This window comes from Pseudomonas sp. PDM32, assembly GCF_019219225.1.
Lineage (GTDB): Bacteria > Pseudomonadota > Gammaproteobacteria > Pseudomonadales > Pseudomonadaceae > Aquipseudomonas > Aquipseudomonas laurylsulfatiphila.
In genome coordinates, this window is sequence record NZ_JAHUWE010000014.1 from 86049 (window position 1) to 99862 (window position 13814).

Here is a 13814-nt window from a genome sequence, read left to right on the forward strand (position 1 = left end):
CCCACGGTTTGATCAGCTTTAAGACTAGGCGCGGCAACTTGTCGCGTCTAATTGCTATTACTGATCTACCGATAGATGCCGTCGATCAAGCACTTGTCAGTGATTGCTGATAAATCGCGAAACAGGCTTCCGCCAGAGCCGAGCGTGGCGCGCTGCGACGCATGATCAGCCCCAGGCGGCCAAGGGTCTGGGCGTTCTCGATCGGTTGCAGGCGCAAGTGTTCGGTCAGGCCTTCGAGGCCACCGTCCAAGGGCATCACGGCGCAACACAGGCCGCCGTGCACGGCTTGAAGCAGTTGATGGACGGCGTCGGTCTGCAGCAAGGGTTGTGGGGTGAGGCCGCGGCTATGGAAGTTATGGTCGATGGACTGGCGAAAGTGCATGCCGCTGGTGAGCATGCCCAGTGGCAGCTCGATCAATGATTCCCAGCTCAGCGGCGCCTCGCCAAAGGTGAAGAAGCGTTGGTCGTAGAGCAGGCCCATGCGGGTTTCGCTGAAGGCCAGGGAGTCGAAATGTTCGGCGTCCAGGCGTTCCAGGTAGGAAACACCGAGATCCAGGCGATTGTTCGCCAGTTGTTCGAGGATCTGCTCCGAACTCAACGCTGAAAGCTCGAAGCGCAGGTTCGGGTGTTCGGCGTGCAGGCGTTGCAGCAGCGGCAGCGGATCGAAGCTCGACAACGGCACCATGCCCAGGCGCAACGTGCCGACCAGATTGCCGCGACAGGCGGCGGCCTCGGCATACAAGCCGTCATAGGCCGCCAACACCGTGCGCGCCCAGGCCAGCACCCGCTCGCCCGGCGCGGTGAAGCCTTCGAAGCGCTGGCCGCGATTGACCAGCGGCAGGTCGAGTTCTTCTTCGAGGCTGCGCAGGCGCATGGACAGGGTCGGCTGGGTGATGTGGCAGCGTGCGGCGGCCTGGCCGAAATGGCGGGTTTCGTCGAGCGCGATGAGGAATTTCAGCTGCTTGATGTCCATCTTCGCTCCTGGGCGCGGGAAGGGGCGGATTCTATCGCAAGCGGGGTCATTGGTCGGGTTGGATTCGCAAGTGACGGCCGTGGTCTAGGCTTTTGCGTCTGGAACCCCAAACCCAAGGAGAGTGCACCATGAGTCTTTTGAGTTTTGTGAAGGAGGCGGGCGAAAAACTGCTGGATTTGCTGACGCCAGGCAACGCCAATGCCAGTGAGCAGTTGAAGGAGCACATCAGCAAGGTCGGCCTGGGCAACCCGAATGTGCAAGCGACGGTCGATGGGGACAAGGTGACCGTGACCGGTGAGGTGGCAAGCCAGGAAGAGAAGGAAAAAATTCTGTTGGCAGTGGGCAATATTGCCGGGGTTGGCAGTGTGGATGATCAGATCACTGTGACCGGGCCGGTGGTGAAGGCCGCAGTGTTTGTCACCGTCGTGAAGGGCGACACCCTCAGCGCGATTTCCAAGCGCGTTTACGGCGATGCCAACAAGTACAACAAGATTTTCGAAGCCAACAAGCCGATGCTGTCGCACCCGGACAAAATCTACCCGGGGCAGTCGCTGCGGATTCCCGAGTAACACGAGGCCTGTAGGAGCTGCCGAAGGCTGCGATCTTTTGATCCTGGCGGTATTGAATTAAACGAAGATCAAGATCAAAAGATCGCAGCCTTCGGCAGCTCCTACAGGAAATCAGAGACCGTTAATAAGCTCCTGATAATCCCCGACCGCCGCAAACTCCGCCGTGTCCTTCGGCCCCTTGCGACTATCCGGCTCGCGCACGGCCAGCAAATGCGCCACACCAAAATCCCGCGCACTGCGCAGGATCGGCAAGGTGTCGTCGATGAACAGGCTGCGCGCCGGATCGAAATCGATATCGGCTTGCAGCGCATCCCAGAACTGCGGGTTTTCCTTGGGGAAACCGTAGTCATGGGAACTGATCAGGCGTTCGAAGTAGGGTGCCAGTTCGATTTTTTCCAGCTTCAACGACAGCGCATCCCGATGGGCATTGGTGATCAGCACCACGCGTTTGCCGGCCCGTTTGATCGCCGCCAGAAAGGTGTCGGCATCCGGGCGCAGGGCGATCAGGTGCGCGGTTTCCAGTTTCAGGTCGCGCACCGACAGCTTCAGTTCGGCACTCCAGAAGTCCAGGCAGTACCACTGCAACTGGCCGGCATTGCGCTCGAACAATGGCTGCAATTCCATCTCGGCCATGGCCCGGCTGACCCCGTGCAATTCGGCGTAACGCTGGGGCAGGTGCTCCATCCAGAAGTGGTTGTCGAAATGCAGGTCCAGCAACGTGCCGTCCATGTCCAGCAGAACGGTATCGATGTCGGACCAGGGTAATGAAGGCATGGCAACGTCTCGGGCAGTAGAAAGATTTCTGGCGTAAACAAACGGGAAAGCCGCGTTATAGTAGCGCGTTCACGCCAAGGAGCTTTGCATGCGCCAGAAACCCACCATACTTGCCCGCGAAATTGTCGCCACCAGTCGATTGTTCTGCGTGGAGGAGCTGAAGCTGCGCTTTTCCAATGGCGTGGAGCGTACGTATGAGCGCCTGGTTGGCAAAGGGGCCGGGTACGGCGCGGTCATGATCGTGGCGATGCTCGATGCCGAGCATGCGGTGCTGGTTGAGGAGTATTGCGGCGGCACCGATGAATACGAAATGTCTTTGCCCAAGGGTTTGATCGAGCCCGGTGAAGACGTGTTGGCGGCGGCCGAGCGTGAGCTCAAGGAAGAGGCCGGGTTCGGCGCGCGACAGCTGGAGCACCTGACCGAGTTGTCGCTGTCCCCCGGTTACATGAGCCAGAAGATTCAGGTGGTGCTGGCCACCGACCTCTACGAAGCGCGCCTGGAAGGCGACGAACCCGAGCCGATGCGGGTGGACAAGGTCAATCTGCGTGAACTCTCGGCGCTGGCGCAAAACCCGCAATTTACCGAAGGCCGTGCCTTGGCGGCGCTGTACCTGGCCCGAGACCTGTTGACTCAGCGCGGAGCGTTCCAGTCATGAATTTCCCGCATCCGTTGATGGCTCCGGTCATTGAGCTGGCTTTGCAGGCCGGCGAAGCGATCCTGCCGTTCTGGCGTACAGGCACGGCCGTCACGGCGAAGGCTGATGATTCGCCGGTGACCGCTGCCGACCTGGCCGCGCACCACCTTATTCTGGCGGGGCTGACGGCGCTGGATCCGAGCATCCCGGTGCTCTCCGAAGAAGACGCCAACATTGCGCAAAGCGTGCGGGCCGGATGGCAGCGCTGGTGGCTGGTCGATCCGCTGGATGGCACCAAGGAGTTCATCAGCGGCAGCGAAGAGTTCACCGTCAACATCGCCCTGATCGAAAACGGTCGGGTGGTGTTCGGCGTCGTGTCGATGCCGACCAATGGTCGTTTCTATGTCGGTGGCGCCGGCCTCGGCGCCTGGCGTGGAGATAAAGGTGGTACTCCCGAGGCGATCAAGGTACGTGATGCGCTGGCGCCCGGTGAGTCGTTCACCGTGGTGGCCAGCCGTCGCCATTCGAGCCCGGAGCAGGAACGTTTGCTGGCCGGGCTGAGCGCCAGTCTTGGCGAGCTGCAACTGGCCAACATCGGCAGTTCGCTGAAGTTTTGCCTGGTGGCTGAAGGGGCGGCGGATTGCTATCCGCGCCTGGCACCGACTTCGCAGTGGGACACGGCGGCCGCCCAAGGCGTACTGGAAGGTGCAGGCGGTGAAGTGCTGGAGTTGAGTGGTGAGCCGTTCAGCTATCCGGCGCGGGAGTCGCTGTTGAATGCGTTCTTTCTGGCGTTGCCGGCAAAGGCGGCTTGGCGGGAGAAATTGTTGGTACTCGCCTCCACCCAGTAGGTCATGCACTGACAAGGGTTGTTTGTCCAAAGTACTGTCAGCTTATCCACTGTCAGTTCTGACAGGTTTTTTATTCGTTAGTTAATGCTGGGTTAAGCCTTGCAACCCATTAAATCTGCCTGAGCAAATTAAATTGGCTTGCTGAGCAATAAATCACTTTGTTGTCACTTTCAAAGGAAGCATTCTAATGAATGTCAAAAAGTCGTTTTTGTTTGTATCTCTCCTGTTGATGGCAAACTTTGCCATCGCAGGAACAATCACGATCAAGTCACCTCCGTTTGGACTAAAGCTTAATACCACTTCGGGAACACTAGGTCATGGAGATAAGGATCTGGTATTGGTGGGAGCGTCGGTTACTAGTGAAGTGATATCTCCAGATACTGGTAGCAGTATTGTCGGCTTCATAACTTTGTCGCATAGCGAAGGAGTGGAGTGGTTATACGGGAATGTTGTTTCTTGCGAGCTCACTGGCCCTTATACACTTAGTGTTGAGTTCGTCGGCTTTAAGAAATTTGATTGCAAGGGCGGTGATGGAACAGTTCAGTTCGCTCAAAGAAGAAGTGAAGGCGCCAGTAATGTGATACTTACATTCGCAGACGCCAAAGCCTCCGAATGAATCAGTGGCGTCTTTCTTTTCCAATTGTAATGCTCCTTTTCTTAGAAAGTGTTGAGGAGTATTTACCTGGTTTATCTAGCGGTGCAACACGTACTGCCCGACAAACCTCACCGCATCCTCATCCCGGCCTTCATTGACGACCCGCGTATGCAGCGTCAACCGCGCTCGGCTGTATCGCTGGAACGTGGTCAGGAATTTCTTCCAGATCACCGGATCCGGTGCCTGGCAAATGGCGTGGGCATCGCCCGTCACCGGCAGCGGATAGCTGATCTGCCCTTCCTGAATCACGATGTGCCCGTCCGTGATGCCTTCTTCCTTGAGGCGCAGATGCAACCAGCCCCAACCGGCCAGGACTGCGCCGCAATACAGACTGCCGCCGAACATGGTGCTCTTGTGGTTGACGTTGGCATCCAGCGGCAAGTGCAGGCGCAGTTGCTGGTCATGCCAGTCGAGCACTTTGAGGCCCATGTCCCGGGTGAGGGGAATGTCGTGATGGAGGACTGATTCCAGTTGTCGACTGTCGCGGCTCATTCAGGGGCCTCTTGTTTGAATTGGATGATTGGACGGTAGCTCAATCGAGGTCGTCAGGGTGGGCCGAAGCGCCACTGTCCGAGAAGCTCAAACCGTGCTTGCGCAGTTTGTCGTGCAGGGTCTTGCGCGGAATGCCGAGGGCTTCGGCGACGCTGCGTACGGAGCTGTGCGAGCGCGCCAGTTCGGCGGCGATGAGGGTTTTTTCGAAGTTCTCCACTTGCTCGCTCAAACCACCGCTGACCATTTCGACGCTATTGCCAGCGCCGCCTTCCGGCGTGCTGTTGTCGAGGGCCAGTTCCAGCCCGAGGGCAAAACGCTCGGCCGCATTTTGCAGCTCGCGCACGTTGCCGGGCCAGGTGTGGCGCAGCAGCAAGGCACGTTGCCCCGGTTGCAGTTCATGGGGCGGCAAGCCGTGGCGGGCACTGGCTTCATCGGCGAAATGCTGGAACAGCATCAGCGCGTCTTCGCCCCGTTCGCGCAAGGGTGGAATCCTCAGCGGCGCGACGTTCAGACGGTAGTACAAGTCGGCACGGAAGCGCCCTTGATCGGCTGCCTGGCGCAGGTCTTCCTTGGTCGCGGCGATGATGCGGATGTCCAGGGGAATCAGTTGATTGCCGCCCAGGCGTTCGACTACACGTTCTTGCAGCAAGCGCAGCAGTTTGACCTGCACATCCAGGCTCATGCTTTCGATTTCATCGAGGAACAAGGTGCCGCCATTGGCGAATTCGAACTTGCCGATGCGGCGTTTCTGCGCGCCGGTGAAGGCGCCGGGCTCGTGGCCGAACAGCTCGCTTTCGACCACTGATTCGGCCAGGGCACCTGCATTGATCGCCACGAACGGACCGTTGCGGCGACCCGATAGATCGTGCAGTGCCCGGGCCACGACTTCTTTGCCGGCGCCGGTTTCGCCGAGGATCAGCACGTCGGCCCTGGTCGCCGCCAGGGCGCCGATCTGCTCACGCAACCGCAGCATCGAAGGTGAATGGCCCACCAGGCGGGCGCTCAGCTCATTGCGGTCGCTCAAGGCCAACCGCAGGCTGCGGTTGTCCAGCACCAGCCGGCGCAGGGCCAGGGCGCGGCGCACGCTGTCGAGCAAGGCGTCGCTGGCGAACGGCTTCTCGAGAAAATCATAAGCTCCGGCGCGCATGGCCTGCACCGCCAGCGGCACATCGCCGTGGCCGGTGATCAGCAGCACCGGCAACTCAGGGTCCTGGGCGTGCAGTTCGGTCAGCAGTTCCAGACCGTCCATGCCAGGCATGCGGATGTCGCTGACCACCACACCCGGCCAGTCGCGCTCCAGTTGCGCGGCCAGGCCCTTGGCTTCGGCCAGCGGCAGGATCTTCAGGCCGGCCAGATCCAGCGTCTGGCTCAAGGCTTGGCGCAAGTGGGGATCGTCGTCGATCAACACGACCTGAATGCGGTTGTCGATGGTCATGCACTTCGGTCCTCGGACGGTTGCAGGCTCACGCCTGGTGCGCCTGCGCGCAGCTTCAGGGTAATCAGGGCGCCGCCTTCCTTGTGGTTGGCGAACGACAGTTCGCCACCGAAGGCGCGCATCAGCGTTTCGCAAATCGCCAGCCCCAAGCCCAGGCCCTGGGTTCGGGTCTTGGTGGTGTAGAACGGCTCGCTGGCGCGCCCGAGGGCTTCCATGCAAAAGCCCGGGCCGTTGTCGCGAATGTACAGGTTGACGCCTTCGGCCGTGGATTGGGCACTCAGCCAGAGTTTACGTGGCGGGCCTTTTTCCGTCAGGGCATCCAGGGCGTTGGCCAGCAGATTGCCGAGTACCTGGCGCAGGCGGGTTTCCCCGGCCTCGACCCACAGGGTGGCGGCGGGCAGATCACGGATCAGCTCGACGTCCATGCTGCGTCGGCGCTTGGCCAGCAAAGCCAGGGCATCATCCAGCGCCGGTTGCAGGGCGACGCTTTCCGGGGCATGCCGGTCGCGTCGGGCAAAGGCGCGCAGGTGGGCAATGATCGAGGCCATGCGACCGGTCAGTTCGCTGATCAGCTTGAGATTGCCGCGGGCGTCGTCGGTGCGCTGGTGGTCGAGCAATATTTCGGCGTTTTCCGCATAACTGCGAATGGCTGCCAGCGGCTGATTGAGTTCATGGCTGATGCTCGCGGACATGGTGCCCAGTGCCGACAGTTTGCCGGCCTGGACCAGATCGTCCTGGGCGCGGACCAGCTCCTGCTGGGCCTGCTCGCGTTCCAGCACTTCCTGTTTGAGGCGCCGGTTCAGGCCTTCGAGATCGCTGGTGCGCTCGGCGACCCGACCTTCCAGTTCGCGGCGGGCCTTGGCTTCGAAAGCAATGCGTTCCAGGTAATGGCGGCGGCGCTGCATCATCAGGCCAAGCAACAGCATCAACACCAGCAGCGTTGCACCGCCGATGGCCACCACCGTGCGCACCGGGCGGTCGATCAGGGTGCGCGGGGCGAGGATGCTGACATTCCAGCCGGTTTCGGCGATCTGCTGGGTCTGGGTCAGCCAGGCATTGGGGTTGAGCTCCAGCGGTTTGGGCTCGCGGGTTGGATAGGGCTGGATCGCGGTGATGGCCTTGCTTTCCTCCTCGCTCAACGGACGGGTCGAGCGGAATCGCCACTCCGGTCGCGAGGTGAGAATGACCACACCGTTGTGGTCAGTCAGCAGCAGTTGTTCCGGGGTTTTGCCCCAGAGACTTTCGGTGTGGTCGAGGTCGACCTTGACCACCAGCACACCGACGATTTTTTCGCCGTCGCGCACGCCGGCGGCGAAGAAGTAGCCGCGTTTGGCGGAGGTGGTACCCAAACCAAAGAAGCGCCCGAGCCGCCCGGCCATGGCTTCGCTGAAATACGGCCGGAAGGAAAAATTGCGCCCGACGAAACTGTCGTGCTTGTCCCAGTTGGAGGCGGCCAGCGTCTTGCCGGTGGCGTCCATCAGGTACATGACTTCGGCGCCGGTCTGGGTGGCGATATTTTTCAGCAGGCGGTTGGCATTGCCCTGGGTGACGCCATCGTCCGGCGCGCCGACAACAGCGCGCAGGGCCGGCAGGTCACCCAGTATTTGCGGCAACACTTCATAGCGGTGCAGGGTGCCCAGCAGGTTGGCGACATAGAGGTCGAGGGTCTGACGATTCTGGCTGGCCAGTTCGCTGCGGTAATAGCGCTCGGCGAGATGCTCCAGCGGCCACAGCAATGGCGCCAGGCACAGTGCCAGCAGGGCCAGGCTGCGCCAACGGGGTCTGGGGGGGAGAGTCGGTTTCATGAGCAGCATGCGCCTGTGGGTACAGGCGCATTATGCCTAGGCTTGCCCGCCTTGGGTCAGCTGCATCTTGATAGGCGAGCTTGCGCCGGCCTTTCAGGCAAAGACGTCGGCGTCCTTGAAAAACACGCCGGCCTGATCTTTGGCCGACAGTTGCGGCGTGCCTTCCAGTTGCCAGTCAATGGCCAGGTCCGGGTCGTCCCAGCGAATGCTACGTTCGGCCGATGGCGTGTAGTAGTCGGTGGTTTTGTACAGGAACTCGGCAAATTCGCTGAGTACGACGAACCCGTGGGCAAAACCTTCCGGGACCCAGAGCTGCCGATGATTGGCGGCGGACAGCCGCACGGCGACCCATTTGCCGAAGTACGGCGAGCTGCGACGGATGTCCACGGCGACGTCCAGCACTTCGCCGACCGTGACGCGAACCAGTTTTCCCTGGGTATTTTCCAGTTGGTAATGCAAACCGCGCAGCACACCCTTCTGCGAACGGGAGTGATTGTCTTGAACGAATTCGGTGTCCAGCCCGGTGGCCTCTTTGAAGGCCCTGGCGTTGAAACTCTCGTAGAAGAAACCACGCTCGTCACCGAAGACCTTGGGTTCGAGGATCAGAACACCGGGCAGGTCGGTGGTCACTACGTTCATGGAGGCTCTCCAGTTGCATGCGTTTAATGGCCGCCATTCTTGCGCAAAGTGCGATTCGAGGCGAGTGCCAGAACACTCATACCGGCTTGCGGGGGGTTGCGTATCGCCCGAAGCAGTGGCGATATAGGCGCCTAATAAAATTTCAGGGGTTGTTGTATGCCGCTCGCCACGTTGATTCATCGCGCCAGTTTGCCCAGCCCGCAGGTGTCTGCGGAGCAAGCACTAGAGCTGCTGGAAGAACATTACGGGTTCAGCGGCAGACTGCAGCCCCTCGGCAGCCAGCAAGACCTGAACTACCGCGTCGACAGCGAGCGGGGACGCTTCGTCCTGAAAATCTGCCGTGGCGACTACTCGATCGTTGAGCTTCAGGCACAGCATGCCGGGCTCAAGCACTTGGGCGCGCACCCCGATGTCCATGTGCCGCGTGTTATCGCGGCGAAAAACGGTGCAGACCTGCTGTCTCTGGACGTGGGTGGCCAGGCAGTGCACGTTCGCCTGCTCGACTACATCGAAGGCCAGCCGCTGACGAGCCTTGGCCATTTCAACCCGACGGTGGTGTCCGGTTTCGGTCGCCTGTGCGGTGAAATGGACCTGGCCCTGGCGGATTTCGACCATCCAGGCCTGGTGCGAACCCTGCAATGGGACGCCCGCCACGCTCACGCCCTGATCGCGCACTTGCTGCCGGTGATCAAGGATGAAGCCCAGCGCAAACTGATCGTCGACGCGTCCGCACAAGCCGAGCGGCGTTTGCAGCCGCTGGAAGCCAAACTGCCGGTGCAGGCCATTCATATGGACATCACCGACGACAACGTGGTGTGGCAGCGCGATGCGCAACGCCATTGGCAACTGCAAGGCGTGATCGATTTCGGTGACCTGGTGCGTACCTGGCGCATTACCGATCTGTCTGTCACCTGCGCCGCGCTGCTGCATCATGGCGAGGGCGATCCGTTCTGCATTTTGCCGGCAATCCAGGCGTACCACGCGGTCAACCCCTTGCAACACGAAGAGCTGCTGGCGCTGTGGCCGCTGATCGTCGCCCGTGCGGCGGTGCTGGTGCTCAGTGGCGAACAGCAGGTCAGCATCGATCCGGGCAATGCCTACAGTCGCGATAATCTGGTCCATGAATGGGAAATCTTCCGTGTGGCCACGTCGGTGCCGTTGGCATTGATGGAAGCGGCGATCCTCACCGCCGTCGGCCAGAACCTGCCCACCATAGGCAGTGAAGGCTTCGCGCCACTGTTGCCGAGCCTGGTGGGACGTGAGTTCGCACTGATCGACCTGGGGGTGCTCAGCCCGCATTTCGAGGCCGGGAACTGGGAGCAGGAGGGTGTCGATCAGCGCCTGCTGGATGAAGCGGCCGCGGCTCATGGCCTGGCGGCCAGTCGCTATGGACAGTACCGCCTGTCCCACACCCGCCCGGACAGCGCCACTGAACCGGACACTTGCCCCTTGCACGTTGAACTGCGTGTACCTCAGGGCACGACGGTCGAAGCACCGTTTGCCGGTGTGGTGCACCACCCGTCGGCGGGCGTGCTGCAACTGGACGGCGCGCAATTGAGTGTGCGGCTTTGGGGTGTCACGCCGTCGCTGCACAGCGGCGCGGCACTGGTCAAAGGCCAGGTGCTGGGTTCGGTCAGCGGGCCGTTGATCGTGCAGTTGAGCCGTGGCGCGTCGATCGATGCGCCGTTGTTCTGCACACCATCGCGCGCCGCTGCCTGGCAGGCACTGTGCCCATCACCTGCGGCACTGCTGGGGCTGGCCTGTGATGCCGAAGCAGAACTCGACGGTGCGACCTTGCTGGCACGGCGTGACGCCAGTTTCGCCCGCACGCAAAAACATTATTACGTCGACCCACCGCGCATCGAGCGTGGCTGGCGCAACCATTTGATCGACATGCAGGGGCGCTCCTACCTCGACATGCTCAACAACGTCGCGGTATTGGGCCACGGTCATCCGCGCATGGCGGCAGTTGCCAGCCGCCAGTGGTCGTTGCTCAACACCAACTCGCGTTTCAACTACGCGGCCGTGGCCGAGTTCTCCGAACGCTTGCTGAAACTGTCCCCTGACGGCATGGACCGCGTGTTCCTGGTCAACAGCGGCAGCGAGGCCAACGACCTGGCGATTCGCCTGGCGTGGGCCTACAGCGGCGGCCGCGATATGCTCAGCGTGCTGGAGGCTTATCACGGCTGGACGGTGGGTGCCGACTCGGTGTCGACCTCGATCGCCGACAACCCCAGGGCCTTGAGCAGCCGCCCGGACTGGGTACACCCGGTGACCGCGCCGAACACCTATCGCGGTGAATTCCGCGGCCCCGACAGTGCGCCGGATTATGTGCGCAGCGTCGAGCACCACCTGGCGAAAATCGCCGAGCAGAAACGCCAACTGGCCGGCTTCATCTGCGAGCCGGTGTACGGCAATGCCGGCGGTATCTCGCTGCCACCGGGCTATTTGAAGCAAGTCTATGGCATGGTCCGGGCCCAGGGCGGCGTGTGCATTGCCGACGAAGTGCAGGTCGGCTACGGACGCATGGGCGATTTCTTCTGGGGCTTCGAAGAGCAAGGCGTGGTGCCGGACATCATCACCATGGCCAAAGGCATGGGCAACGGCCAGCCACTGGGCGCGGTCATCACCCGCCGGGAAATCGCCGAGGCACTTGAGGCCGAGGGTTATTTCTTCTCGTCCGCCGGTGGCAGCCCGGTCAGTTGCCAGGTCGGCATGGCCGTGCTGGATGTAATGGAAGAGGAAAAACTCTGGGAGAACGCCCAGATCGTTGGTGGCCACTTCAAGCAGCGCCTCGAAGCGTTGATCGATATTCATCCATTAGTGGGCGCGGTGCACGGTTCCGGTTTCTACCTGGGCGTCGAGTTGATCCGCAACCGCGAAACCCTGGAGCCGGCCACCGAGGAAACCACCGCACTGTGCGATCGCTTGCGCGAGCTGGGGATCTTCATGCAGCCGACCGGCGATTACCTGAACATCCTCAAGATCAAGCCGCCGATGGTCACTTCGCGCCAGAGCGTGGATTTCTTCGTGGACATGCTGTCGAAGGTGCTGGCGGAAGGTTTGTAAACGCTTCCCCCTGTGGGAGCGAGCTTGCTCGCGATAGCGGTCTTTCAGTCGAAAAATCTGTGACTGGAATGGCCTCATCGCGAGCAAGCTCGCTCCCACAGAGGTGGTGGTGTTAATTCGATTGATATCGGCTTTCTGTCGGTTATTTTTGTAACTATGGATTGACGGTGCTTTAAAAGCCGATATTTATCGGATATAAAGTGACCAGTCCACGGCGTGTACCCATGCGCTTTCTTTTCTGTCAGGCATCAACGCCACTCCGGAGTCCTGAGTCATGACCACGTTGAACAGCACCCCTCGCGCCGACGGCTTCTACATGCCAGCCGAATGGGCACCCCAAACCCAGACCTGGATGATCTGGCCTGAGCGCCCGGACAACTGGCGCCTGGGTGGCAAACCGGCACAAGCCGCCCACGTGGCCGTGGCCAAGGCCATCGCCCGTTTCGAGCCGGTCACCGTGGCTGTTTCCGCCGGCCAGTACGAAAACGCCCGTGCCCGTCTGGACGTGCCGAATATTCGCGTAGTGGAAATGTCCAGTGACGACGCCTGGGTTCGCGACTCCGGCCCGACTTTCGTCATCAATAACCGTGGCGAAGTCCGTGGCGTGAACTGGGACTTCAATGCCTGGGGCGGTTTTGACGGTGGCCTGTACTCGCCGTGGAACCGTGACTCGCAGGTCGGCGGCAAGATCCTCGAAATCGAGCGCAGCCCGCGTTACCGCACCGAAGGCTTCGTACTTGAAGGCGGTTCGATTCACGTCGACGGCGAAGGCACGCTGATCACCACCGAAGAATGCCTGCTCAACCGCAATCGCAACCCGCACCTGAACCGCGAAGAAATCGAAGCGGTCCTGAGTGCGAACCTGGCTGTGGATAAAATCATCTGGCTGCCGGATGGCTTGTTCAACGACGAAACCGACGGCCATGTGGATAACTTCTGCTGCTACGTGCGTCCGGGTGAAGTGCTGCTGGCCTGGACCGATGATCCGCAGGATCCGAACTACCCGCGCTGCCAGGCGGCGATGAACGTGCTGCAAAGCAGCACCGACGCCAAGGGTCGCCCGTTCACGGTGCACAAAATGCCGATCCCGGGCCCGCTGTTTGCGACCGAGGAAGAATGTGCCGGCGTCGATCCGGTGGACGGTACTCAGGAACGTAACCCGACTGTGCGTCTGGCCGGTTCCTATGTGAACTTCCTGATCGTCAACGGCGGGATCATCGCGCCCTGCTTTGATGACCCGCAGGATGGCCCGGCAAAGGAAATCCTGCAGAACCTGTTCCCGCAGCATGAAGTGGTGATGGTGCCTGGTCGCGAACTGTTACTGGGGGGCGGCAATATTCACTGCCTTACCCAGCAGCAACCCGCGCCGCACAAGGAGTGAGTGAGGTTGTAACATCTTGAGTTGATTGCGAATTTTCTCAAGCTGTAAATCAGCCTTCCGCCATGCGCAGAGCCCGCAGCCCTTCAGGGTTGCGGGCTTTTTTGTATCTGCAGGGCCACACTTCAGACACCTTGGCACAGCTCTTGTATCTCTGCGGTTGTAACTCGGGGAGGGGGAGGACTTCGATGTTCTGTCATAAACCTTGGATAAGTTAGCCGCTCACAAACCGGGAGAGAGCGCTGAAATGAACGCCGAAGTGAACGTAGTGAGCGACAAGGCGTTGCATCCCCTGGCCGTAAACAGCGAATCGCTCCAGATTCTGGCGCACTGGTTCAAGTCCAATGGAATGCGTCAGATCAGCGAAACTGATCCGCGCCGGACAATGATCGAGCGTTACCCTGCTGGTTTATTCAGCGAAGCGGAACTGGATGCGTTGTGGGATGTAATGGAAGGATAAGAAGAACAACAACGGATTGATCAAGAAAAAGCGCTGCCGGGATGGCAGCGCTTTTTTTTCAGCACACTGAACCCTGTGGGAGC

13 protein-coding genes are annotated in these 13814 nt (G+C 60.7%); 7 read left to right on the forward strand and 6 right to left on the reverse strand.

Features of this window, described 5'->3' with window-relative positions:
• Window positions 1-85: 85 nt before the first annotated feature.
• Window positions 86-973 (reverse strand): LysR family transcriptional regulator, encoded by an 888-nt coding sequence (locus KW846_RS24505; RefSeq protein ID WP_218475695.1) that lies wholly within the window; start codon window positions 971-973, stop codon window positions 86-88.
• Between the two features lie 128 nt (window positions 974-1101).
• Here KW846_RS24505 and lysM point away from each other — a divergent pair, with 128 nt between their 5' ends.
• A complete protein-coding gene (lysM, locus tag KW846_RS24510; protein ID WP_007972838.1) occupies window positions 1102-1542 on the forward strand; it encodes a peptidoglycan-binding protein LysM in 441 nt (146 codons plus the stop codon).
• Between the two features lie 111 nt (window positions 1543-1653).
• Here the strand turns inward: lysM and yrfG are convergent, their stop codons facing one another.
• Entirely contained in the window at window positions 1654-2316 is a 663-nt protein-coding gene (yrfG, locus tag KW846_RS24515) for a GMP/IMP nucleotidase (RefSeq protein WP_218485835.1), read from the reverse strand.
• Window positions 2317-2404: 88 nt separating this feature from the next.
• Between yrfG and nudE the strand changes: the two genes are divergently transcribed.
• The 3 genes from nudE (at window position 2405) to KW846_RS24530 (ending at window position 4414) form a co-directional block, all read left to right on the forward strand.
• Window positions 2405-2971: an ADP compounds hydrolase NudE gene (gene nudE, locus KW846_RS24520; RefSeq protein WP_007972833.1), complete on the forward strand. Its 567-nt coding sequence runs from the start codon at window positions 2405-2407 to the stop codon at window positions 2969-2971.
• Entirely contained in the window at window positions 2968-3798 is an 831-nt protein-coding gene (gene cysQ, locus KW846_RS24525) for a 3'(2'),5'-bisphosphate nucleotidase CysQ (protein WP_218485836.1), read from the forward strand. The genes nudE and cysQ overlap by 4 nt, the downstream gene beginning before the upstream one ends.
• 187 nt (window positions 3799-3985) lie before the next feature.
• Window positions 3986-4414, forward strand: a complete 429-nt coding sequence (locus KW846_RS24530; protein WP_218485837.1) for a hypothetical protein — start codon at window positions 3986-3988, stop codon at window positions 4412-4414.
• Window positions 4415-4489: 75 nt separating this feature from the next.
• Here the strand turns inward: KW846_RS24530 and KW846_RS24535 are convergent, their stop codons facing one another.
• The 4 genes from KW846_RS24535 to rfbC all read right to left on the reverse strand — a co-directional run bounded on the left by KW846_RS24535 (window position 4490) and on the right by rfbC (window position 8824).
• Complete coding sequence (locus KW846_RS24535) at window positions 4490-4945, reverse strand: thioesterase domain-containing protein (protein ID WP_007972829.1); 456 nt, start codon at window positions 4943-4945, stop codon at window positions 4490-4492.
• A 40-nt stretch (window positions 4946-4985) separates the two neighbouring features.
• Window positions 4986-6380 (reverse strand): sigma-54 dependent transcriptional regulator, encoded by a 1395-nt coding sequence (locus KW846_RS24540; protein ID WP_218485838.1) that lies wholly within the window; start codon window positions 6378-6380, stop codon window positions 4986-4988.
• A complete protein-coding gene (locus KW846_RS24545) occupies window positions 6377-8185 on the reverse strand; it encodes an ATP-binding protein (RefSeq protein ID WP_218485839.1) in 1809 nt (602 codons plus the stop codon). Before KW846_RS24545 ends, KW846_RS24540 begins: the two co-directional genes overlap by 4 nt.
• Window positions 8186-8278: 93 nt before the next feature.
• A complete protein-coding gene (gene rfbC / locus KW846_RS24550; RefSeq protein ID WP_116580864.1) occupies window positions 8279-8824 on the reverse strand; it encodes a dTDP-4-dehydrorhamnose 3,5-epimerase in 546 nt (181 codons plus the stop codon).
• A 156-nt stretch (window positions 8825-8980) separates the two neighbouring features.
• Between rfbC and KW846_RS24555 the strand changes: the two genes are divergently transcribed.
• The 3 genes from KW846_RS24555 to KW846_RS24565 all read left to right on the forward strand — a co-directional run bounded on the left by KW846_RS24555 (window position 8981) and on the right by KW846_RS24565 (window position 13731).
• Complete coding sequence (locus tag KW846_RS24555) at window positions 8981-11893, forward strand: aminotransferase (RefSeq protein WP_218485840.1); 2913 nt, start codon at window positions 8981-8983, stop codon at window positions 11891-11893.
• Between the two features lie 274 nt (window positions 11894-12167).
• Window positions 12168-13274 carry an agmatine deiminase gene (aguA, locus tag KW846_RS24560; protein WP_218485841.1) on the forward strand — a complete coding sequence of 369 codons (1107 nt, stop codon included), beginning with the start codon at window positions 12168-12170 and terminating at the stop codon, window positions 13272-13274.
• 244 nt (window positions 13275-13518) lie between these two features.
• Window positions 13519-13731, forward strand: a complete 213-nt coding sequence (locus KW846_RS24565) for a hypothetical protein (RefSeq protein ID WP_007972820.1) — start codon at window positions 13519-13521, stop codon at window positions 13729-13731.
• The last annotated feature ends 83 nt before the right edge of the window (window positions 13732-13814 follow it).